This is a genomic window from Aggregatimonas sangjinii (genome assembly GCF_005943945.1).
GTDB lineage: Bacteria > Bacteroidota > Bacteroidia > Flavobacteriales > Flavobacteriaceae > Pelagihabitans > Pelagihabitans sangjinii.
The window spans coordinates 4,059,208-4,082,034 of sequence record NZ_CP040710.1 but is presented as its reverse complement, the minus strand read 5'-3'; the positions used below and the strand labels follow the sequence as shown (position 1 = coordinate 4,082,034).

Annotated in this window: 18 protein-coding genes; 2 read left to right on the top strand and 16 right to left on the bottom strand. The window is 43.7% G+C overall.

The window, feature by feature from the left end:
* Positions 1-167 precede the first annotated feature (167 nt).
* From FGM00_RS17055 to hemB, 4 genes are all read right to left on the bottom strand, one after another.
* Positions 168-644, bottom strand: coding sequence for a methylated-DNA--[protein]-cysteine S-methyltransferase (locus FGM00_RS17055; RefSeq protein ID WP_138854076.1), 477 nt, complete (start codon positions 642-644; stop codon positions 168-170).
* Complete coding sequence (locus FGM00_RS17050; protein WP_138854075.1) at positions 644-1,792, bottom strand: CNNM domain-containing protein; 1,149 nt, start codon at positions 1,790-1,792, stop codon at positions 644-646. The genes FGM00_RS17055 and FGM00_RS17050 overlap by 1 nt, the downstream gene beginning before the upstream one ends.
* Before the next feature lie 76 nt (positions 1,793-1,868).
* Positions 1,869-3,200 carry a serine hydrolase domain-containing protein gene (locus FGM00_RS17045; RefSeq protein ID WP_138854074.1) on the bottom strand — a complete coding sequence of 444 codons (1,332 nt, stop codon included), beginning with the start codon at positions 3,198-3,200 and terminating at the stop codon, positions 1,869-1,871.
* Positions 3,201-3,225: 25 nt separating this feature from the next.
* Positions 3,226-4,215, bottom strand: coding sequence for a porphobilinogen synthase (hemB, locus tag FGM00_RS17040; RefSeq protein ID WP_138854073.1), 990 nt, complete (start codon positions 4,213-4,215; stop codon positions 3,226-3,228).
* A 69-nt stretch (positions 4,216-4,284) separates the two neighbouring features.
* Between hemB and FGM00_RS17035 the strand changes: the two genes are divergently transcribed.
* Complete coding sequence (locus FGM00_RS17035) at positions 4,285-6,924, top strand: DEAD/DEAH box helicase family protein (protein WP_138854072.1); 2,640 nt, start codon at positions 4,285-4,287, stop codon at positions 6,922-6,924.
* An 18-nt stretch (positions 6,925-6,942) separates the two neighbouring features.
* Here the strand turns inward: FGM00_RS17035 and FGM00_RS17030 are convergent, their stop codons facing one another.
* From FGM00_RS17030 to FGM00_RS17000, 7 genes are all read right to left on the bottom strand, one after another.
* Positions 6,943-7,476: a hypothetical protein gene (locus FGM00_RS17030; protein ID WP_138854071.1), complete on the bottom strand. Its 534-nt coding sequence runs from the start codon at positions 7,474-7,476 to the stop codon at positions 6,943-6,945.
* 103 nt (positions 7,477-7,579) lie between these two features.
* On the bottom strand, positions 7,580-8,623 hold the full coding sequence (locus FGM00_RS17025; RefSeq protein ID WP_138854070.1) for a DUF3829 domain-containing protein: 1,044 nt from the start codon (positions 8,621-8,623) through the stop codon (positions 7,580-7,582).
* Between the two features lie 198 nt (positions 8,624-8,821).
* Positions 8,822-9,724, bottom strand: a complete 903-nt coding sequence (gene hemF, locus FGM00_RS17020) for an oxygen-dependent coproporphyrinogen oxidase (RefSeq protein ID WP_138854069.1) — start codon at positions 9,722-9,724, stop codon at positions 8,822-8,824.
* 550 nt (positions 9,725-10,274) lie between these two features.
* Positions 10,275-11,789, bottom strand: a complete 1,515-nt coding sequence (locus FGM00_RS17015; RefSeq protein WP_138854068.1) for an ATP-binding response regulator — start codon at positions 11,787-11,789, stop codon at positions 10,275-10,277.
* Positions 11,773-12,279 carry a Rab family GTPase gene (locus tag FGM00_RS17010; protein ID WP_138854067.1) on the bottom strand — a complete coding sequence of 169 codons (507 nt, stop codon included), beginning with the start codon at positions 12,277-12,279 and terminating at the stop codon, positions 11,773-11,775. Before FGM00_RS17010 ends, FGM00_RS17015 begins: the two co-directional genes overlap by 17 nt.
* On the bottom strand, positions 12,266-13,069 hold the full coding sequence (locus FGM00_RS17005) for a cell envelope biogenesis protein OmpA (RefSeq protein WP_138854066.1): 804 nt from the start codon (positions 13,067-13,069) through the stop codon (positions 12,266-12,268). The genes FGM00_RS17010 and FGM00_RS17005 overlap by 14 nt, the downstream gene beginning before the upstream one ends.
* A 21-nt stretch (positions 13,070-13,090) precedes the next feature.
* Positions 13,091-13,447, bottom strand: a complete 357-nt coding sequence (locus FGM00_RS17000) for a fructose 1,6-bisphosphatase (protein ID WP_138854065.1) — start codon at positions 13,445-13,447, stop codon at positions 13,091-13,093.
* A gap of 260 nt (positions 13,448-13,707) precedes the next feature.
* Here FGM00_RS17000 and FGM00_RS16995 point away from each other — a divergent pair, with 260 nt between their 5' ends.
* Positions 13,708-14,400 carry a Type 1 glutamine amidotransferase-like domain-containing protein gene (locus FGM00_RS16995; RefSeq protein WP_138854064.1) on the top strand — a complete coding sequence of 231 codons (693 nt, stop codon included), beginning with the start codon at positions 13,708-13,710 and terminating at the stop codon, positions 14,398-14,400.
* A gap of 67 nt (positions 14,401-14,467) precedes the next feature.
* On the opposite strand, the gene FGM00_RS16990 is transcribed toward FGM00_RS16995, so the two are convergent.
* From FGM00_RS16990 to FGM00_RS16970, 5 genes are all read right to left on the bottom strand, one after another.
* A complete protein-coding gene (locus tag FGM00_RS16990) occupies positions 14,468-15,913 on the bottom strand; it encodes a rubredoxin (protein ID WP_138854063.1) in 1,446 nt (481 codons plus the stop codon).
* Positions 15,914-15,922: 9 nt separating this feature from the next.
* The gene (locus tag FGM00_RS16985) at positions 15,923-19,453 is read right to left on the bottom strand and encodes a nitrate reductase (RefSeq protein WP_138854062.1); all 3,531 of its coding nucleotides are present in this window, start codon (positions 19,451-19,453) and stop codon (positions 15,923-15,925) included.
* Between the two features lie 163 nt (positions 19,454-19,616).
* On the bottom strand, positions 19,617-20,285 hold the full coding sequence (locus tag FGM00_RS16980) for a response regulator transcription factor (RefSeq protein WP_175416262.1): 669 nt from the start codon (positions 20,283-20,285) through the stop codon (positions 19,617-19,619).
* 378 nt (positions 20,286-20,663) lie between these two features.
* Positions 20,664-21,956, bottom strand: coding sequence for an alginate export family protein (locus tag FGM00_RS16975; protein WP_138854060.1), 1,293 nt, complete (start codon positions 21,954-21,956; stop codon positions 20,664-20,666).
* 40 nt (positions 21,957-21,996) lie between these two features.
* Positions 21,997-22,818, bottom strand: coding sequence for an ABC transporter ATP-binding protein (locus tag FGM00_RS16970; RefSeq protein ID WP_138854059.1), 822 nt, complete (start codon positions 22,816-22,818; stop codon positions 21,997-21,999).
* Positions 22,819-22,827: the final 9 nt, after the last annotated feature.

Genomic DNA, 22,827 nt, shown 5'->3' with positions numbered 1-22,827 from the left:
ATAGCATGCATTTAGTACGGTGGGGCCTAAAATCCTTGAACCAACCGCCTGGTTGGTTTTCACTTATCATGGAAAGAATCGAAGGCCTAAATCTCTCGTTCAAACGTAATGCAAAGGCGTTGATCGACGCTTCAAACTTAGTAGCAGACCGGTCGGTCGTTTTTACATCAAAAAAGCGATTGTTGTTTGGCCGGGCTTTCATGCTCTAAGAGCCATTTTTTACGGTGTAGGCCGCCGGCATAACCGGTAAGGGAACCATCGCTGCCTATGACCCTATGGCAAGGTACGACAATCCACAGGGGATTCTTTCCGTTAGCGGCGGCAACCGCGCGAATCGCTTTCGGATCACCAAGGGTTTTGGATAATTGCATATAGGAACTGGTTTTCCCAAAAGGGATGTCCAACAATGCCTCCCATACTTTTTTTTGAAAATCGGTTCCGTTTGGGTTCAGTTCAAGGTCAAAGGTCTGGCGATTGCCTTCGAAATATTCCCTAAGCTGATAGACTGCATCTTCCAATACCTCGGGAATAATCGGGGTTATGGCGGCCGCATCGTCGTCCAACACGGTAATGGAGGCTAGACCATCGGCATCGCCTTCCAGCTTTGCCATCCCCAAGGGAGTTTTCATAAAAACGGCTTCCATTAGCGCGGTTTTTTGCTTTCTTCGATAATACTGGTGTCCTTGGTTTCTTCGATAATGCCGGAGTCCTTGGCACGGGTTTCCCAGTTTTTACGGGCCAATTGCTGTAAATCGGCTACGTGGTCGCTCTCGTCGATAATTTCCAGCCCTAGGAGCGTCTCGATAATGTCTTCCATTGTGACCAAACCGCTTACCGAACCGTATTCGTCAATGACCAGGGCGATGTGTTCCCGTTTGGCAATCAACAAATCGAATAATTGCGGAATAGGCGTACTCCTTTTGGTCACCAGGAGTTCCCGTTTTATTTCTGACAACGGGGTTTTCCCATTCCCCCGTACAAGCTCCTCTAGAATATGGTCTTTTAGCACGAAGCCTGTAATATGGTCTTCCTTTTCGCTAAATACCGGAATCCGGGAAAAGCGCATTTTAGGATTATCGTCATAGTATTCTTGAATGCTCCGGCTTTCCCGGGCTATTTTCATTACCGTTCTCGGGGTCATGATATCTTTGACCAAAACCTCGTCAAAACGCAATAAATTTTTGATGATGGTAGATTCCGATTTCTCAAAAACACCATCTTCCTGCGCGATATCGGCCATGGCGGTAAAATCTTCACGGCTGAGCACACTGCCATGGTGGCCTTTGCCGCCCACAAGTTTTGTGAACAACTGCAACAGCCATAATATTCCGGTATATTTTAGGACGAGCACCATTATTTTAAGCGCTTTTGCCGTAAAATTCGATAGTTGTCGCCAATAGGTAGCCCCAATGGTCTTTGGGATGATTTCGGATGCGATCAGAATAAGAAGGGTCATTAAGGTTGAAACAACCCCAACCATAAGGTCTTCGGTAAATTCGATGCCAAAAACACTCCGTGTAGTGTTCCCGTACAGTTGTGCATAGGCCACTTTAGCCTGTACCCCTACCAAAATAGCCCCGACCGTATGTGCCACGGTATTGAGGGTCAAGATGGCGATAAGGGGTTGGTCTACATCTTTTTTCAGTGTTTCCAATGTTCTGGCGTACCCTTTGCCTTCCTTCTTTTTGATATTGATGAATGTCGGGTTGATACTCAACAGCACGGCCTCAAGGATGGAACATAAAAAGGAAAAAAAGATAGAAATAAGGGCGTAAAATAATAGTAATCCCATTGCTTTTGTTTGAAGGCGAAGATACCAATAATACCACTTTAAGTATAAAGGATATCGTTTCTACGTTAAAAATTCCTTATCGCAGCGGCAAAGCAGCCCGGTAAAATACCTGTTGTACTGCGGGGCGTATGTTCAAATTATAAAGGTTTCGTTGTGCGCGTGAAGGATACACCCGGTTTGACAGAAAAATATAGACCAGTTCATTTTCGGGGTCTGCCCAGACGAAAGTACCCGTAAAACCGCTATGGCCAAAACTTTCTTCGCTGACTTCCGGGGCCGGGTAGGCCTTTGATAAGGATAAATCGGCATTGCCCAAAGAAGGCTTATCGAAACCCAGACCCCTTCGATTGTCGTTCTCCGGGTATTGCACACGAATGAACTCCTTTACCGTGGCCTCCGAAATATAACGTTTACCGCCATAAGTCCCGTACTGTAGATACATTTGCATCATCTTCGCCAGATCGGTGGCCGTGGCAAATAGCCCTGCATTTCCCGAGATACCGCCAAGAAGGGAGGCATTTTCGTCGTGTACCCAACCTCGGGTGAGTGTTTTTCGAAATACGGTGTCAACTTCGGTAGGAACGATGTGGTTTTCGAATTGCTTTGTATTAGGTCGAAACGCCATGGTCGTGGCCCCAAGCGGTATGTAAAATTGATGCTGCAGGTAGCCTTCAAAATCGCTTCCGGTCAATTCCGCTATCAGTTCGGGGAAAATCAAAAAGGACAGGCCGGAATATTTGTAGGTTCGATCTGCCGAAACGGGCGATTTGGCTATTTCGCGGTACATTTTCTTTCTGAACTTGTTTTTGATAAAAATACCGTCGTAGGCTTGATTTGTGAATCGCCGATTGGCGCGCTTCTTTACAAATCGCTTTTTCAACTTGCCATTTTTCCTATAAAGGCGGTTTAAAAAAACGATATAGGGCTGAAGTCCTGCCTGATGGGCCAATATTTCCCGCAGGGTAATGTCTTTTTTAGTATCGATTTTCCGCCACGGTTTCCAATACGTGCTGAAAGGGGCGTCAAGATCTATTTTTTGTTCATCTACCAATTTCATCAAAGCGGGCAAGGCCGCTGTAATCTTGGTTACCGAGGCAAGGTCGTAGATGTCGTCCAAGGCGACAGCTTGAAGCTTGTCATAGGTGTGATGACCGTAGGCCTTATGGAAAATTATACGTCCGTGCTTTGCGACCAAAACCTGAGCACCGGGAAACGCTCTTTCTTTTATACCGTTCGTTATAATACTGTCGACTTTGGTGTGAATATAGAGTGAATCGAATCCCACCTCCGAAGGGTTTGCGTACGAAAGAATATCGCCCCTCGGTATTCGAACATTTACCTTCTCTTCTTCCTGGGCATAGGTGCTCAGCAGTATTAAACCAATCAGTATATTTGTAATCTTTTGCATTCGCCTTTTCCAAATACCCAATACGTTATCCCATTAATTTTACCGCATCCTTTGCAAAGTAGCTCGCAATGATATTCGCACCGGCCCTTTTGATGGAAATCAATTGCTCCATCATTACGCTATCATGATCCAGCCAACCTTTTTCTGCGGCAGCTTTGAGCATGGCATATTCGCCACTGACTTGATACACGGCAATGGGTACGTCTACCTCGTTGCGTATCTCGCGCACGATATCCAAATAGCAAAGTCCGGGTTTTATCATAACAATGTCTGCCCCCTCATCGATATCGGCCTGTGTTTCGGTAATGGCCTCAAAACGGTTTGCGGAGTCCATTTGATACGTTTTTTTGTCTTTAGGTACGTTTTTCATATCAACGGGAGCGGAATCCAATGCATCCCGAAAAGGGCCATAAAAGGCACTGGCGTACTTTGCGCTATAGCTCATAATACCGGTGTTTACGAGGCCTTCATCCTCCAATGCTTCCCGAATACTTAGAATGCGCCCGTCCATCATATCGCTTGGGGCGACAAAATCGGCTCCGGCCATGGCATGTGAAACGCTCATTTCGGCCAATACCTCCACCGTATCGTCATTTATGACCTCCCCATCCTGAACGATACCATCGTGACCAAGCGAGGAGTAGGGGTCGAGGGCCACATCGGTCATGACCAACATTTCCGGACATGCATTTTTTACCGTTTTTATGGCCAATTGCATGAGTCCGTTCGAATTAAGGGCTTCGGTACCTTTATTATCCTTTAAATTGTCCGGAACCTTTACGAAAAGCAACACGGCGCAGAGCCCCATCTGCCAAAGCTCTTTCACTTCTTTTTCGAGATTGTCCAAGCTCAATCGGTAGTAATCGGGCATTGATGCGATTTCCTCTTTTATCCCCTTGCCTTCGACCACGAACAAGGGTACCAAAAAATCACTTGGGGTCAAAATGGTCTCGCGCACTAAATGGCGTATGGCGTCGTTAGTTCTTAGTCTGCGGTTTCTTCTTAAGGGATACATAGATTGGCCTATTTTTGAAAAATCAAAGTTACTTATTATCCTAGTACGATTCTTAAAACTCCCTATCTCTTGATCGAGCTCGATAAAAAACTGAAGTTTAAATTCACTTGGCGTAGCTATCAGGAACAATTTCTAAGTCGTTTTGAAAGTCATATACAGGACGATCACCTTCATATTGTGGCCCCACCGGGGTCGGGCAAGACTATTTTGGGATTGGAAATGTTGCTAAGGGTCGCGAAACCTAGCTTGGTGCTTTCGCCAACTTTGACCATACGCAACCAATGGAAAAGCCGCTTGGAATCTTTTTTTCTAACGGATAGCGATTGGGAGGAATATACCCTTGATCTAAAGAATCCGTCTTTTCTCACCTTTTCTACCTATCAATCTTTGCATGCCTTGGATAAATCCATGACCGAAAATCAAGAATCACTCCTGAAATATATAGAGAAGCACGGGATTCGGACCCTTGTTCTAGATGAAGCCCATCACCTAAAAAATACCTGGTGGACCAGCCTTTTCAAGCTAAAGCAATTAGAGCACTTGACGGTGATTTCGCTTACCGCCACCCCACCTTATGATAGTACGGCACAAGAACTGAACAAATATTTCGAGCTTTGCGGGCCATTGGATGATGAAATTGCGGTACCGGATCTCATCGCAAATGGAGACCTTTGTCCGCACCAAGACTTTGTATATTTCTCACAACCCGATGAGGCGCAAATAAAATATATCGTCTCCTATCGGGAACAGATCATCGCCTTTACCAATGCCCTAGTTGCCAATGAACGGTTCAAAAGTATGCTACTGGAGCATCCCATTTATGCCCGATCGGAAGAAAATTTGGAACTACTGTATGAGCATCCGGAATTTTTCTCTTCCGTATTGATTTTTCTAAAGGCAAGTGGGCATGTAGTCGACAGAAGAAAATTGAAATTTTTAGGGTTTGAGGGAGGTAAGATCGAATTCCCGAATTTGAGCTATGAGTGGATGGAGATATTATTACAGCAACTGCTCGTTGACCAAAGGGAAGCCTTAATGGAACATGAAGAACTGCTTTTCGATATCGAAAGGCAATTGGCTCGAATAGGGGTTTTCAGTAAAAAGAGGGTCAACTTTATTGGGGACGAACAGCTGTACCGAACCCTTGCCAATAGCCCATCAAAGCTGAAGAGTATATCGGAAATCCTAAAGCACGAAAAGGATTGTTTGGAGGAAAAGCTTAAAGCGGTCATACTCACCGATTTTATACGAAAAGAGTACTTGGATTTTAAGGGAACGGATACTGCCGAATTAAAGAGATTGGGGGTGGCATCGATTTTTCAGTATCTGAGAATAAAAGGGCATTCAAAAAAAGATATCGCCGTACTGACGGGGTCGCTTGTTATCCTGCATAGGAGTGCACTGAATGATTTTGAACTACAGACAAACAGTTCAAATTTTAATGCGGTACCCTTACCATCCGATGAAGAATTTGTTCTGATCAATTCTTTCGGGAACGTCAAGAACAGCATTGTAGATAGTATCACCAGACTATTTCAAAAAGGGATTATCAAGGTGCTCATCGGTACAAAAGCGCTACTCGGCGAAGGTTGGGATGCTCCGGCGATCAATACCTTGGTTTTGGCATCTTATGTAGGTTCTTTTGTTTCATCTAACCAAATGCGCGGGCGCGCCATTCGCATCGATGGCGAGGCCCCTGATAAGACAGGAAATATTTGGCATTTGGCATGTCTTGATCCCACCGCGGCGGATGGTGGTAAGGATTGGGAAAAATTGAATCGACGTTTTGAAGCGTTTTCCGGAGTATCCCTTTCGGGCACGCCCTATATTGAAAATGGTTTGGAGCGCCTTCAGATTCCCACTCATTTTGATGCCGATGTATCCCTAGATGGATTAAATGCACAGATGGTTCATGTAGCGAAGCAGAGGGAAGCATTGAAAACGCGTTGGTTCGATGCGATTTCAAAAGGAAGCGTGCTCGTCCGGGAAGTGAAAATCCCTTACCTCGATAAAGTACCGTTCAAGGAAGCCAAAAGATTGCGCTGGGGAAGTGCTTCAAAATATTTGTTGGTCGAAGTAGTTGTAGGAGCGGGATTGTTTTTCCCCGAATTTTTGGCAAAGCATATCGGAACACTGGTTACGAAGGGGGTATTGCAATTTGCATATCTTTTCTTGGCGGGGATTTTTATCGCGCTGGCTCCGAAAACCTATAAGGCGATCAAATTGTATTTCCTCTTTGGCAATACCTATGGGAAAACCAAAAAGATAGGGGCCGCTTTATTGGAAATACTGTATAGAACGAAACGATTACATACTCCTTTTGATGCTGTTTCTGTCGAAACGGAGCAGCAATTGAACGGAACTTTCGTTTGTTATCTGAAAGGCGCTACCAATGCTGAAAGTAGTATGTTCGTTCATCTTTTGGCCGAAATATTGGCACCAGTTGAAAATCCGAGATATCTATTGGTCTATACACATTGGATCAAAAGACATTGGGGACTCCGAAATTACTATGTGGTGCCGGAGCAATTCGGTAAACGCAAGAAGGACGCCCAACTTTTTCACCATTGCTGGAAAAACCATGTAGATTCTTCAAGACTTTTGTACACCCGTTCTTTGAAAGGCAGAAGAGCACTTTTAAAAGCCAGATTATCGCATATCGTATACCAATTCAAGGAGGTGTCCAAGAAGGCGATCACTTGGAAGTAGTGCTATCATCTGCGATAATTACTCCACACCCACTGGATCAATGCCCAACTCTTCGCTACAATCAATTAGCTGTTGAAGGTCTTCCCTTAAACCGTATGCATCCCATAAATCGAGATCTTTCTGAATCGCAATCGGATTTTGATCGGAGTCAATATAGGTTCGAATCGATGTAATCGGTGAAAGATCGGTAGCATTAATCTTGATGATGGATTTTTTCCCGGGAATGGTATAGGCGCCCTCATAGTCATAACACACCACAAGCACCTGATCGCCTTCCAGCAGATTGCTTTCATTAAAGCAGTCTAAGCTAACGAACCGTTGCCCAGCATACGTGTTGTTTTCCAGTGTCTTGATTTTATAGACCTCGTCAATTGCGACAATACCTTCCTGTGCCACATATAAAGGTCCGGCTTCATTTGTAGGTTCTTCTAAGGCTGTGATGGTTCCTTTAAAAACGAGGGAAAGTTCTTCGCCACACCCTCCTATAAAAGGTCCGGATTGGGGCCACCAATAGGTGTATCCGACATCTAGCGTATCCTGTGTGAAAATCACTTCAATATCACTTTTAGATTTTTGAGTATTACAAGAACAACATATAACTACTGTGCATAAAAAAAATAGTTTACATCTTACCATTTTATACATACTACAGTTCTCAATTAATTATATCGTTGTAAGCCTCGATAAGTTTTCCTTCGGTTTCCATAATCATTTGAGGCATTCCGTCGCCGTTGTAAAATTGCTTTATCATCATGCTTTGTATACCTGATGGTGTATTGTTGGGAATTTCTGGTTCAAAGTCATCGGTCTTTAAACGCTGCTCTAAGCTTCGAAGATGTTTTACCAAATCATTGCTTGCCCTCTTAAAGCCAAAATTATAATAGCCTTCGGCGGTAGAATTGGAGCCAAATTCCCTCGTAAATTGCGACTTGTCCGATGCTGATTTTTCAAGTTCCTGTATATTTTCCGATAAGCGCTTTCGAACATCCACAACATTCTTTAGCTCCAAATTGGCATACTCATCCATAGTCTCCACTTGGGTGAATGCTCTTGTTTCTCTTGCTATGGTAATTATCTTCAAAAGTGAATAACGAAGATTTAGCCCCTCATTCTTATAATTCTCAAGCTCAACAGCCGTCATTTTTTGCTCGATAGCCGTAATTTGATCTCGAAATTCGCCAACCGCTTCATTTAAATTAAAAAAAGCCGGTACAATACTATCGTGCAGACTTTTTCCGCGCTTGGCAGCATCATCTAAATATTCTTGCCGTTCATAGTAACCATCTGCATGGTTCATGAGTCTTCTCAAAGTCAAAATGTACTCGTTTACCGTTTGTGCAGGTTTTTCAAGGGACTCGATTTTCAAATCCGCCCTCAAGGCCCTTTCCAGATGGTCATCGGGGTAATCGCTAATGGTCACCAAACTGGGGCTCCCTTTTAAATTTTCAGGATAATCGTCCGGGAACGCATTGAAATAATAGGTTTGTGAGGCATCATAACTCGACGTAATATCGTTCAGGTACGTAACATATTCGTTATAGACTTCAATATAGGCAGGATTCTCATAAATATTGTCATAGGTGGTAGTTACTGCCGATAGGGCTTCGGCGCTATTAGGGTCGTTATTTTTAGCACTATCCTTGCAGCTAAGGAAGGTCATGACTAGAAAGGCACTCAGTATGATTGTTTTGTATCCCATAATTCAAAATAGTATTGTAAAGTGGTTGAATCGTAAAAGTTGGCTTTTCAATTTAAGTTATGCTAAGGATGTTCAAAGGTAGGGTCTTCCTCAAGATGCCTCATCACTGGAAACAGGTAAAATAGTCTAGTTAAAATGTAAATGAATCACATCCTAATGTTCAATAAAATATCGGAAAATAATTTAACGGCCATAATTTTAGATCCAATCTTTCGGACTTCTAAGTACCTGTAATAACCGTTCCTCTTCACTACCTTCCGGTGGACTGTGGTCATATACCCATTGCACATGCGGCGGCAGACTCATCAGAATACTCTCGATACGGCCATTTGTCTTGAGGCCGAACAAGGTGCCTTTGTCGTGAACAAGATTGAATTCTACATAGCGACCCCTCCGAATCTCCTGCCAGTCGCGTTGTTCCGGTAAATAGGCCAGATGAGCCCTTTTTCGAACTATCGGGATATAGGCGTCTAAAAAACTATCCCCTACTGCTGATACAAAAGCATACCAATCCTGCATACTCATTTCGTCGGTGACCTTGCAATAATCGAAAAACAGACCTCCGATACCTCTAGCCTCGTTCCGGTGCGTGTTCCAAAAATAAGCGTCACATTTTTTTTTATACGTAGGGTAGAAAGATAAATTATGCGTGTCACAGGCCTGTTTGCATATCGTATGAAAATGAACTGCATCTTCATCAAAAAGATAATACGGGGTAAGGTCTTGCCCACCGCCGAACCATTGATCCACTATCCCACCTTTTTTATCGTACATCTCAAAATAGCGCCAATTGGCATGTACCGTGGGTACCATTGGATTGGTGGGATGTAGCACAAGGCTGAGTCCACAGGCGAAGAAGTCGGCATCTTGCACCCCGAAATAAGTTTGCATGCTTTGAGGAAGCTCTCCGTGAACCGCTGAAATATTCACACCACCTTTTTCAAAAACAGCCCCGTTCTCTATTATGCGGGATCGTCCGCCACCACCTTCGGGACGAACCCAATTGTCTTCACGAAAGAGCGCTTTTCCATCAACTTCTTCCAGCGCTGAGGTGATTCGATCTTGTAGGTTTTGGATATAGGCAAAGAAAATATCTTTCATGAATACACATTGTATAGAACGATATAAAAGTAATGAATCCTTAAAAGATATGTCGGCTAGGGGATCGGTAATACATTGGTAAGCGAACGACCCCTTTAAAAACAAAAAGGGACATTCGGGATTACTCCTGAAATGTCCCAGAGGGAACACAAGTACTAGTATACTTTCGCAACCCTATGAGTTAGTTTGGTGATGTTCTGGTTCTTTTTGGCGGTTTTTCCGGATTTGGTTCTAAAAGCCCCAAAAAAAATGGGGCTTTCAAAAACCAACTGTAGTAAAAGGGGGAACTGTTACTATTTCATTCCGACCCAAAGCCGATCGGGGGATTCGGTCTTGAGGTACCTTTTAAGCTTACTCCAATGGTTAGTGGTGTATAGCGCTACTGCTGTTATTAAAAGCAGTACAAACATATAACGTCGATTTCAAAATCAAGAAATTTGATAAAGAGACTTTTAAATATCGATAAAGTGTATTAATTTATCGATTAAATACATAATTAGCAAGAATATTCTTACAATTGTAAAAAATTCTTTTTTGAATTTTGTAGCACTTATTTCAAAAGGCGGGACATGGTCGTAAGCAACTCGTCCTCATCAAAAGGTTTGGGCAGTACCGCATTCATACCCATTTTTAAATAAGATTCTTTGTGGGCTTGATACGAGTTGGCCGTTACCCCGATAATCGGGATTTTTTTGATGTTTTTGAACGGAAAACCACGGATTACTTTGACCAGTTGATCTCCCGAGATATTAGGCAGATTAACATCCATTAAAATAAGATCGTACGAATTATTTACGATTTCCTCCATGACCAAGGCGCCATCGCTCACCACATCGATAAAAAAATCACCGGTATCGACGAGTATTTTGAACAGCGCGGCCTGTATTTGTTCGTCATCCTCGACGAGTAGTATTTTAAATTTGGTGGTCTTTCCGCCCTTCGGTTTTATTTTTTTTGATTGTTCATCCAACACGGGAACCACTGGTTGGTGCAATGGATAGTTCAGTTTTACGTCGAAGTAAAAGTGAGAGCCCAGACCTGCTGTCGAATCGATTCGAATTTCGCTCTCCATCAACGTTAGCAACCCTTTGACTATGGCCAATCCGAGACCAACGCCTTCTGTAGGACCAAGCTGTTCAAAACTTTCAAAAATGGTCTCAAGACTTTCCTTTGGAATGCCCTGTCCGGTATCCTTTACACCGAAACGCAGGCTTACCGTATTGGCCCTTTTTTGATTCAGGTCGATATGCAGGGCAATCGTTCCCTCATCGGTATACTTTACGGCATTGTCGCACAAATTGGTCAATACCTGCAATAGGCGCAAACGGTCTCCCTCGAGATACTCGGGAATTTTCTCGTCTGCGTTGATTTTAAAAACGAGCCCTTTTTCCTTGGCCCTAGTATTGTAGGTGAGCCTAAGAAAATCGACCAACTGCGGAAAATTGAAAACGCTAGGGTTGAGCATTAATTTGCCCTTGGCTATCATTGAGATACTCAGAATATCCTCGAGCATCAATTTGAGGTTCGAGGTCGAATCCTTTAGTATGGACAATATACGCATCTGTTCCGTGGTCAGCTCGGTACGCCTTAGAATATTCGTCAGTGCGATAATGTTGGTTAACGGGTTGCGCAGTTCATGACTGAAATTTTGTATGAATTCGTTTTTAAAACGTTCCCGTTCCTGTAGTTCATGATTTTTGAGGAGAATAAGCTCCGAGTCGATTATCGACTCGTTTCTCGACTGGGCCATCGCCTGATAGGAAAGGTAGTGTTTGGTGAGGTCGTGAATGACAATCAGTATCATTCCCTCTTTTTTGAACACCTCTATGTCGGCGGTAAGGTCGTCGGTGTCGGAACTCAATTGCACACAATGAAACGATGTAGTGGTAGCAATCGATTCCATTATCTCGGGAATACTGAAAAAGAAAGGATGCAAATCTCCAACGGGCATACCCTTGGAGGTCTCGAAGAGGGTTTGGTCACAGTCGAGCACCAACCCCTCGGTATCGGTCAATATAAAATGAGTGTTGACCTTTTCATATGCTTCCTTAAATTTCTTTAGCATCCGGTGCGAGCATTTTGGCTAATTGTTCGAACAATTCGTTCACTTTCCCACCTGTTTTGGCGCTGGTAAGGTAATCGAAAGTAATGTCGTGGTTTTCAAGTATTTCGGTTACTTCCGACAACTCGACCAAATCCACCTTATTTCCCACAACCTTGACCGGAACACCACTTGCTTTCTTTTCTAGAATGGCGAGATCTAGATGTATGTTCTGAAATGTAGTCGGCCTAGAAACATCAAAAACGTAGATGATACCGTGCGTGCCCAATAGATAGGAGTCACGAACATGCTCAAGGTCATCGGTGCCCTCCAAATCCCATAAAATCAAAGAGACTTTCTTATCCGGTGCTACGTCAACAATTTTTTTAAGGATATGTACCCCGATGGATACGGTGTAATGTTCCGAGAAACTATTCTCCACGAAACGGCGAATCAAGGAAGTTTTACCTACTCCAAAATGACCCAGAACCACCACTTTCTTAGAGACTTGCATTGGCAAATTTTTTGGCCAGCTCCTGATTGATGCTGTCAGGGCTTAGCGATTTGTATTCATCTTTTTTTGTAAAATCTTCGTAGAAATCGAAAATGAGGTCTTGTGTTTTATTTTTGGTGTGTATCGTGTAACTACCCGAAATGATGACCGCCACAAAATACTTCTGAAAGCTCTGCAAATGAATCTGATAGAGCTCATAATCTATGAGTTCGAGACTTTGATTCTTTTGACTAAAGGCATCCTCAACAAAACTTTTGATGGCGGTAAGCATTCCCGAAATCATTTCTTCGTCGATGGTCTCTGTTTGTGAGTAGCTGGCTTTCAGAAGACCCGATTCTTTCTCGATCAACAGTACCTGCTCTATATGCGCGGCGGCAAGCTCTTCTATAATCTCCTCTTTCTCACGGGAGATACCGAACCAATACCGCACTTTTCCCTTAAAACCCAGACGCTCGTTGATTTTTTCCGATAGCATTTTTATTTCCTGCGCAATGTATTTCTTGATCATTTTACCAAGAACGGGATAGAGCGCATCTACTACTTCGTCTTTGTTTTTTTTGATTTCTACTTTTAGGGCTTCGGTAATAGTAGGGCCCAAGGTTTGAGGTATACTGGTCTTAAACTCGTTAAGCTGGTGCAAGATAATCGGTTCTACCTTAGAGGAAAACTTCACCTTATCGCTAAAAGAATCTTCAAGCGCTTCAAGTCTGGAGGTTATTTTTTGAATGTATACGCTATCGTCTTCAAAAAGAATATCTTTTAATATCTGTATTTTGTCGGTTTCGTTCATAACCTAGAACATCTGTAAAGGTTACTTCTGACCCACTTTTTCGCCCAAGTCCACTAACAATTTTCCCAGCATTTTCCGATCTACTTTATCCGTTTCCAAGCCTTCCAATTTATCGTCTATCTTGTCTTCGAGCTCTGTGATTCGAATATTCACATCGGTTGCAACGTTGTCAATGGCCGATTTGAGGTCTTGTCGCACTTCTTCAATTAGGTCTTCGAGTACCTTCTTCTTGTTGAGGATGTCTTTTTTGAGTAAATCGAACTCGGAGTCATACGCCTCGATATTCTCGCCAAAAATCAGATTTTTGATGATTTCGATTTTCGATGCAGCCTCTTCTTTCTTGTCGTTAAGTTGCACGACGGTGTTGGTTTTGCCCATTTCGTTTCGTTTATCGTATACCGGTATAATTTGACACTTTCTTTATCAATATAGCTGTATCATGTGGGGGATTTGCAGTGAAAGATGCGATGTAAATTCCGCTGCGAGAATATCTAAGATAGGAAAATAATCGGTGAATCGAATAAGAAAATTTTTAATGACCACTGCCCAAAAATGGAAATAAGGGCATAAATTGGCAATTTGGGTTCAAAATCGTGCTATATCCCCTATTTTCATTCCTATTTTGTGAATTTACACTTATGAAGCAACAACTTTTTATTTATGGCAGTGGTAGACTCGTACCCGCCTTTGTAAACTATACGGCTGAAATTACCGGAAAACCAAAACCGAATATCTGTTTTGTGCCGACTGCCAGCGGGGATGACCCCGAGTACATTGCCAAATGGGAGGCGGTCTGTAGCGAATTGGATTTGGTGCCGCATGTGCTCAGGGTTTGGATAAACTCCTACGATCAACAACAGACCTACGAAGAAATCATTGGCAAGATGGACGCCATAATAGTGGGTGGGGGAAATACTTTGAACATGCTCGCTATCTGGGAAGCCCAAGGCATAACCGACCTTCTTAAGAAGGCTTACGAAAATGGCGTGGTAATGGGCGGTGGTAGTGCCGGGTCGCTCTGCTGGTTCAACGGTGGTACGACCGATTCCAGGCCAAAGGAGTTGAGTATCGTAGGCGGCCTGGGGCTTATCGATAAAAGCCATTGTCCGCATTACAATTCTGAAAAATCTAGACGGCCTTTATACCATGAAAACATCCTAAAGGGAGCTTTGACCGATGGCTATGCCGTTGATGATCGTGCAGCGATCCATTTTGTGGATGGTACGGTGGAAGAGGCTTTGTCTTTGGAGGATGATAATCATTCGTATTATGTTTCCGTGCAAGACGGGCTTATTCGTGAAGAGCGGTTAAAGGAGAGGAGGTTAGGATAGACTTCTAGGACAAGAATACCTACAGTACTTTTATGGTAGGGTGTAGCGAAAGTGATAGCTATCCCGATTAAAGACTATCGACCTGTAATTCAACCCTCTTAAAATTCTTTTTTGGAGCATCGCAAACGGAACATGAATACTCGCCCGGTAGGTCTTTGAAGACTGTGCCCTCGGCGATACCCGCCTTAGTATCTCCATACAGCGTGTCATAAACCGTCAAACATGCCTCGCACTGATAGACCACCCTATTGCTGTGCCCGTGACTACTTTGAGGTTTCACTTCATCTTTTTTTGAAGGCATGCCCAATTGTTCAAAATATTTCTTGCTTAGCTCCATCAAAAGACCAGGAAGCTCGATTTTATCGATATCTTGGGCGTAGGAGATATATTCCTGGGTATTTGGATCGAAGTTTTCAAAATGGAGTACGTTATAGGAAGGTCGTACGTCAAAATCCAAAACTATAGTGGGCGGACTGTTTTTTTCAATGATCACCGATGAAAAATGAGAGCGTTTCCCGACGTCGTTACTGATCCCGAAGGTAAGGCCATACGTGCTAATGTCGTTTTGATCAAAACTTCGAACCAAGAATTTTTTGAGTTCCAGCGCATCGGTATCATCTACGGGTACATGCCAGTTCATTTCGAGTTGGGAATGTCTTACATTGATTCCGGTTTGGCCTAAAAACCGTTCTAGTTCTAGCCTGCTATCTTTTTTAATTCCTTTTACGATAAAGGACTTCCAAGGCGTGATACATATTTTACCGATGCTATTGTCCAGACAAAATCCGCAGAACTCCTTCAAAAATTTGAGATTGTATCGGTTATTCCTCCAATATAGACCGAGCCAGTATTGGTCCAGTCCCATACGGTTCATGCCTTCGTAGTACGGAAAAGTGGTGTACTCTATTTTAAGCTCCTTTTCAATGGTTTTGTTGTTGGTGTCCAATTGTTTGCTCAGGACGAAGAAGAGTTCTTCTACATCCTGTATGTCTTCATATAGGTCTTCGATCGCTTTGGAGATGGTACTAATATCCCAACTGTAAATCAGAACGGGATAATATGCCGATGTTTTCCAATGGGGTAATCTTACATTCAAATACCAGTAATCCTCGCTGTTTGAGGCAATGAAATTGAGATTGCCACTAAAAATGGGAACTAGTCTTTGCTTGGGATCGGTAATATTGATTTTTAGTTTGGGCGCATAATCAAAACCTTCTAAAATGTAGAGGTACGTCGAGCCTTTCAACCAATAGGTCATATCAAAAATATCGGCCGACACATAGGAACAAACAATATTCTGGTAACTACGTTCTCCGATGATTTCGGCATTGAATTTGGCCGTGTTTTCCAAGAATTCTTCATTGGCATTACTCAAGGGAATCAACAAATCTTGCCGAGAACCAAAGTAAACCTCACGTAGGCCTGCGGTTTCCAACATTAGAATAATATCTTTCAATTCGCCTGGCGACGTAACCCCACCCGGAATCAATATGCGATGTAAATCATCATTCATAATCGTTCTTTAGCTGGCCACTGCTGGTTGTTTGATCAATAACGCTTTTACTTCCGGTTTGCAGCTACCACAGCCTAGGCCTGCACCAGTTTCCGAACATAACTTGTTAAAATCGGAACAACCATTGGCGATGGCATCGAGCACATTTCCCTCACCCACCTGGCTACAGGAACATACTAGTTTACCCTTTAGGGGAAAGGTATTCGAAGCACCCCTTAACAGTTCATCTCTCTTTTCCGAAAGTTCTATTTCGTCCTCTATCAGCCGTTTGAATTCGGCAAATTCGTTTTTGTCGCCCATTAAAATCGCCCCCTTTAAGGTGTCGTTCTTTACAATACACTTCTTATAGAAACGCTTACTTACATCCATCAAAATAACCTCCTCGTAACTGCTGTCATCCTTTGGGGCGTTCACCATACCGATACTACATAGATCAAGGTTTTCGAACTTTAGGATATTCATGAGAACCGATCCGTTGTAAATACTACTAAAATCGCCCAAAATGTAGTTGGCGGCAATATCTGCCTGCTGTTCTGCAGCGGAAGTAATGCCGAAAAGGGAATTGTTGAACTCCGCAATTTCGCCCAAAGCGAAAATAGATGGCACACTGGTCTGTAAGTACCCATTGACCAATACGCCCCGACTGGTTTCCAAATTTGCCCGCTTGGCCAGTTCGATGTTGGGGCGGGTGCCTATGGCATATACAATAGCATTGCACTGTATGGTACGCCCCGTTTTAAGATTCACAAGCAAAGAACTGGGACTTACTTTTTCTTCAAAAACGGTACTCACTTCATTGTCAAAATAAATGTTGATACCTCTTTCGATCACATCCTCTGCCAATAATCTGCTTGCGATATTATCCAATTGGCGTTCCATCAAACGGGGAGCTCGCTGCACGATGCTGATGTTGATGTGAATTTTCTTAAGGGCCGCGGCAAGCTCCAGTCCGAGCAGACCGCCTCCAACGATGACCACATGCTGTTCTCCAGCACTCAGACCGGTATTCCGTAGATACTTTTTCAATTTGTCGGCATCGCCCCTTTCACGCATGGTGAAACGCCCTGGAACATCCATCTTTACATCACTGGGTACAAAGGCGCGGCTTCCCGTAGCCATTACGAGAAGGTCAAATGTGTGCTCGGTACCTTTGGTGTCGATGACTTTTTTCGCTGTTTTATCTATTTGGGTTATCCCGATTCCCGGATGAAGGACAACGTTCAATTTTTCCAGTTCGCCTTTCTTTAGCTTTTCCAAAGACTCCCAAGAAAGTTCATCGTTGACATATTCTGGCAGTAGTACCCGGTTATAGAATGGATCTTTCTCCATTGAAAAAACATGCAACGAGTCTTTTCTGTTCTTTTCTCGGTAGGATTGTATAAACCTATAGGCCGCGGCACCGGCACCAATGACCACTATTTTTTGTTCCGGCTTCTTGAACTTTTCTACCTGTACCGCGCAATATTTAAAATCAGGTTCTTTTGATACTGGATCGACCAAATCATTAGTGATGTTATTGGCCCTGCCAAAATCGTTCTGCAACACCTTGCCCCAATGCATGGGCAGAAAAACAACACCCTCACGAATATCGAGATTGACCCTCACCTTTACCTGCACCTGCCCTCTACGACTTTTGATGATGGCAATATCGCCCTCCTTTAGTTTTCGAAGGAAGGCATCTATTTTATTCATTTCGAGATAGGGCTCTGGAATATGTGTCAACAGACGTTTGACTTTTCCCGTTTTGGTTCGGGTATGCCATTGGTCTCGAATACGGCCGGTGTTCAAAATCAATGGGAAATCACCATTCGTTTGCTCCGAACTATTATACAGACTTTGAGGTACGTTAAAATGGGCTTTTTTATCGTTCGTATGAAACTCGTGATGGGTAAATAATCGCGGCGTACCGGAATGTGTTTTATGAGGTACGGGCCACTGAAAACTACCTTCTTTTTTTAAGCGTTCATAGTTGAGTCCCGAAATATCAATATTGGTGCCCTTGGTCAGCAAGCAATGCTCGTCATATACCTCGCTTGCGGTGGTGTAATCGAAGCCCTTAAAACCCATAGCTTGGGCAAAACGCCAAAGAATTTCAACATCTGGCAAGGCTTCACCGGGTGGGTCGATTACTTTGGGCAGGTAACTGATACGCCGTTCGGAATTCGTCATTGTTCCTTCCTTCTCCAACCAACCTGCAGCCGGTAAAAGCAGGTCGGCAAATTTGGTGGTCTCGGAGTTATGCGATATGTCCTGAACCACTACAAAGGCGGCATTTTTCAAAGCGCGCTCCACTTTGTGTACGTTGGGCATGCTTACGGCAGGGTTGGTGCAGATGATCCAGATGGCTTTTAGCTTGCCATTTTCCAAGGCATCGAACATTTCGGTGGCGGTATAGCCGGGTTCACCATCGATTTCTTTACCTCCCCAAAAGTCGGACACTTCTTTTCTGTGGATGGGATTGCCCAAGTCTTTATGAGCAGCCAATAAGTTGGCCATTCCGCCCACTTCGCGGCCCCCCATCGCATTGGGTTGCCCTGTTAATGAAAACGGACCGCAACCGGGTTTTCCGATTTGCCCTGTCAACAGCGATAAATTTAAAAGCGATACATTTTTGGATACCCCGATCACACTTTGATTAAGTCCCATCGTCCACATACTCAGGAATTTGCTTGCCTCGCCGATGTATTGTGCCGCTTTGCGGATTTCGGAAGCAAGGATACCGCACTTTTCCGCTGCTTGCCGAATGGAAAGGGAAAAGGCCAATTGTTTGACCGCCTCGTAATTTGCCGTATACTTTTTGATAAACGTTTTATCGGTTTTTCGTTTTTCGATCAACCACCGTGCGATAGCGTTGAACAAGATTACATCGGTACCGGGTAAAATTTGCAGGTGTAGGTCGGCCGCAGCTGCGGTTTGTGTTTTTCTGGGGTCTACGACAATCACTTTTACCTCAGGGTTATCGGCTTTTCGCTGTTCCAACCGTCGGTATAAGATGGGATGGCACCAAGCCGGATTGGCCCCTGCGATTAGAAACGTATCTGCAAGTTCGATATCTTCATAGGAAATGGGAACGGAATCCTCGCCTACTGTCTTTTTGTAACCGACCACCGCCGAACTCATACAAAGGCGAGAGTTGGTATCGATATTATTAGTGCCGATAAAGCCTTTGGTAATTTTGTTGGCGAGGTAATATTCTTCGGTCAAGCATTGGCCGGAAACGTAAAAGCCAATACTATCGGCACCGTGTTTGGCGATAATGCTCTTGAAAACCGCTGCTGCACGCTCAAAAGCGGTATCCCAAGATACTTTTTGCAAGGGGTGGTTTCTACTCCACCGCATTTCAGGGTACAAAATACGGTCACTGGTATCTTGCGCGACATAGTTCAAATTACGGCCCTTTGAGCATAGCATGCCCTTATTCGAAGGATAGTCCGGGTCGCCTGCTACCGAAATGGTACCCTTGGCATCAACATCGACCAAAATACCGCAACCAACACCGCAGTAGCTGCAAATTGTCTTTTCCGTTTTCTTTTTCTGCATCGCTCCTTCTTTTGATGAAAACCATCAAATATGAATAAGCAAATTAGAAAAATACGTACTAATACGTAGTGATAATATGGCAATAGTAGGCCTTTATTCTAGGGAATTACTAAAAACCAGAGGGCCAAAATATGATTCTCAAAATCTAGTTTTGAAATTCATGCTATACCAACCCGAATTCCTGGGCCTTTTTGGAAAGATCCATCAAATTTTTGACATCCATCTTGCGCATGAGATTAAAGCGGTGGGTTTCGACGGTACGCTTGCTATTTTGTAGTTTTTCAGAAATTTGTTTGTTGGTGAGCCCCGATAAAACCAACTCCAAGACTTGGATTTCTTTATTGGTCAGGTCAAATGGCTTGCTCGTTCGCCCTTCGCTATTTGAGTTTTTGGAAATCTTCGTGCTTGGGTTCAGCAAACTGTTTACCAATACGTTCGAGATATCGCCACTGTAGTATTTGTCTCCACTTTGAACGGCATGAATCGCTTTTATGAATTCTGTTTTACCGGTGTCTTTGAGCAAATAGCCTTTGGCACCTGCGGCAACCGATTGCAATATATACTCCTCCGAATCGTGCATCGAGAGAATGATGCATTTGACGTCGGACTGCGAGGCGTTCAATTTTTCAACCGCTTCGATACCGGTCATATGGGGCATACGAATATCGATAATTAGAATGTCGGGATTTTTCTCTTCCACGAGCGTGAGCGCCTCCCTACCATCGGAGCCTTCGCCAATGACATTCAAATCTTGCTCACTTTCCAAAAGGGCACGAATACCATCGCGCACTAGGGAATGGTCGTCTACTAAAACAATGGTTATTTGGTTCAAAATATACCTAGTTATACGGGCAAAGATAGGTTTCCAGGTACGAAATACAAAGTGGGAAGTACGAGGGTAAACGAGGTTCGAGGTGGCAAGTACGAAAGTTCTATTTCCATAGCGGATGCTTTACAACTGTGCACTATTCTCATTGAATAAGCGGGGTAAACCGAAGATTGCGCTTCTGAGCATGGGTGAACTGGCTAAAGTACAGGCACACGGCCATTGGTGTTCCTTAGCCTTTAATCGCGCTCAGGACGACAGGATTGTAAAATTGAGTGTGGATTTAATTTTAGATTTGAACTTGTCGTTGCATTTTCTATTTAAACTTCGAAAGCTACCACAACCAAAAAGGGTCATGATAGCCAATCGAAGCGTCGTGATTTCTTATTCTGCTTTTGCAGTGTTCAAGAATTTAGGTTTCATGGTCAGTTGCACCCAAGCCCAATTTTGGGTGCCTGCTGCGTCGGCTTCACTCACACCTTTTAATTCGTACATGCCATCGCTAGCGAACATTTGGGAGTAGCCTATGGCTACGTTGTATCCTTTAAAGTTCTTTGCAAAGACCAGGTCGACCTCGGTGCCCAATGCCTTTTCACCACTAGGCAATTCTTGTTCGCCACTGAAATTGAGTACTTTTACCAATAGGCTCGATTTTTCGCCCAACGCAAACTTGGCACTGGCATGCACATCGAACAATCCAATGGAGTTGGCATGGTTGCCCACATAGAAATAATCCATAAACCCGTTGAATTTATGATTGGTACCAAATAACGGAAAGAAAGCTCCAGTTTCACCCGCTTCACCATCATTGCCACTGATTACTTCTACCCCAACACCCAAACCTATTTTTGCCGTTACTTTATAGTTGAGGTCGAGACCCAATAAGTAGGCTCCTTTTACATCGACTTGATTTTGGCGTTCCCCAGTTTGCACAAAGGCGTTCAAGGCCGCGCCAAAACTTCCTTTACTGAAGTTTAAGTGGGTTCCTAAGGTCTGTAGGTTGCTCGTACCGTCGGCAACTTGGGCATCTGCATCGCCCGTAAAGTTTTGAAAACCATTGTTCAAAAGCAGCAGACTTCCGGAAATACTATTCCATTGTTGTTTCAGATAGGCGTACTGCATCGTTTTATAGCTAAAAAAACCGCTCGTATTGTAGGCCGTTCCCACAGACTGAAATCCGGTGGGGTTATCGAAATCTTGACTGAACGCCAGCCCGATATCCATCATAAACTTTTCCTTTTTGTATTTTAATAGGCCTGCATCGTGATTACGTGCTTGTTGTGCCCAGTCTAAACCGCCGAAAATACGTTGATCGTCGTACGATAGTATTTGACGGCCCAACTTTGTAGACCATCCTTTTCCTAGATTGATATTTGCCCATGCCTCGAAAACGGCGAAAGAATCATTTTGGTCATCGGGCAAAATCTGTCTGTTTTCACCCCAAACCATTACGTCCTGCAGACTTACATAAAATTGATAGGAGTCAAAGGTATAGCCTGTGTTCAAGCGTATTCTGGTAGAAATGGCATAGCCGGCATCGGCGGCATCGGGAATGATGCTTCCGAAACCATTTCGGTATTCGGTTCTTGGTTTAAATTGCCCATCAAGCGTGAATTGCGCATTTACCAATTGAATCGATAGGAATACTAGGAAAATAAGTGTGTATTGCTTTTTCATAATTTGGATTTTTTAAGCGTTCGTCTGTTAAATGACCGGGTTAGTGTTCTAAAAAGTCGATCAAATGTTTTCGGTAGGTGTAATAATCGTCATGCTCCAATACTGATTTTCGGGTTCTTGGCCGTTCGAATCCGATGTCTAGGATATCTCCGATTTTAGCCCTTGGTCCACTGGTCATCATCACCACGCGATCGGCTAGGAAAATGGCTTCATCTACGTCGTGGGTGATCATAACGGCTGTAATTTTTTCCCTATTCCAGATTTCTATCAGGATGTCCTGTAGCTCTCCTCTGGTCAACGAATCGAGCATACCAAAAGGTTCGTCCAATAGCAGCACTTTGGGTTTAATGGCAAAGGCCCTTGCGATACCGACACGTTGCTGCATCCCTTGGGATAATTCCAACGCCCTTTTACTAAAGGCCCCGTCCAGACCTACCTTGTGCAAATAGTATTTTGCGATATCTTTTCGTTCTACCTTGCTCGCATGTGGGAAAACTTTGTTGACCCCTAAAAGCACATTTTCCAAAGCGGTCATCCATGGCATTAGACTGGGGGATTGAAAAATGACACCTCTATCCGGTCCCGGACCTTTCACGGGATTTCCCAAGACTGCGATATTTCCTCCGGAAATAGGGTTTAAACCTGCGATCATCGAGAGCATGGTGGTCTTCCCGCATCCGGAATGCCCGATAATGGTCACGAATTCTTCTTTCATGATCTGCAAATCCAAATCCTCCAAGACCACATAATCGCCTTTGGGCGTCGGATAGATTTTTTTCAATTTTGACAGATCAAGCATTACTTTGGAAGGAAATACGATTCCGTTCTCCGATATGGTTCCTTGTACTGTTGTGGTACTCATGGTTTTCTA

Excerpts from the sequence above, each read along its gene's own strand:
- FGM00_RS17055 (WP_138854076.1), bottom strand. The coding sequence starts at position 644 with ATGGAAGCCGTTTTTATGAAAACTCCCTTGGGGATGGCAAAGCTGGAA.
- FGM00_RS17050 (WP_138854075.1), bottom strand. The coding sequence starts at position 1,792 with ATGGGATTACTATTATTTTACGCCCTTATTTCTATCTTTTTTTCCTTT.
- FGM00_RS17045 (WP_138854074.1), bottom strand. The coding sequence starts at position 3,200 with ATGCAAAAGATTACAAATATACTGATTGGTTTAATACTGCTGAGCACC.
- hemB (WP_138854073.1), bottom strand. The coding sequence starts at position 4,215 with ATGTATCCCTTAAGAAGAAACCGCAGACTAAGAACTAACGACGCCATA.
- FGM00_RS17025 (WP_138854070.1), bottom strand. The coding sequence starts at position 8,623 with ATGGGATACAAAACAATCATACTGAGTGCCTTTCTAGTCATGACCTTC.
- hemF (WP_138854069.1), bottom strand. The coding sequence starts at position 9,724 with ATGAAAGATATTTTCTTTGCCTATATCCAAAACCTACAAGATCGAATC.
- FGM00_RS17015 (WP_138854068.1), bottom strand. The coding sequence starts at position 11,789 with ATGCTAAAGAAATTTAAGGAAGCATATGAAAAGGTCAACACTCATTTT.
- FGM00_RS17010 (WP_138854067.1), bottom strand. The coding sequence starts at position 12,279 with ATGCAAGTCTCTAAGAAAGTGGTGGTTCTGGGTCATTTTGGAGTAGGT.
- FGM00_RS17005 (WP_138854066.1), bottom strand. The coding sequence starts at position 13,069 with ATGAACGAAACCGACAAAATACAGATATTAAAAGATATTCTTTTTGAA.
- FGM00_RS17000 (WP_138854065.1), bottom strand. The coding sequence starts at position 13,447 with ATGGGCAAAACCAACACCGTCGTGCAACTTAACGACAAGAAAGAAGAG.
- FGM00_RS16995 (WP_138854064.1), top strand. The coding sequence starts at position 13,708 with ATGAAGCAACAACTTTTTATTTATGGCAGTGGTAGACTCGTACCCGCC.
- FGM00_RS16990 (WP_138854063.1), bottom strand. The coding sequence starts at position 15,913 with ATGAATGATGATTTACATCGCATATTGATTCCGGGTGGGGTTACGTCG.
- FGM00_RS16985 (WP_138854062.1), bottom strand. The coding sequence starts at position 19,453 with ATGCAGAAAAAGAAAACGGAAAAGACAATTTGCAGCTACTGCGGTGTT.
- FGM00_RS16975 (WP_138854060.1), bottom strand. The coding sequence starts at position 21,956 with ATGAAAAAGCAATACACACTTATTTTCCTAGTATTCCTATCGATTCAA.
- FGM00_RS16970 (WP_138854059.1), bottom strand. The coding sequence starts at position 22,818 with ATGAGTACCACAACAGTACAAGGAACCATATCGGAGAACGGAATCGTA.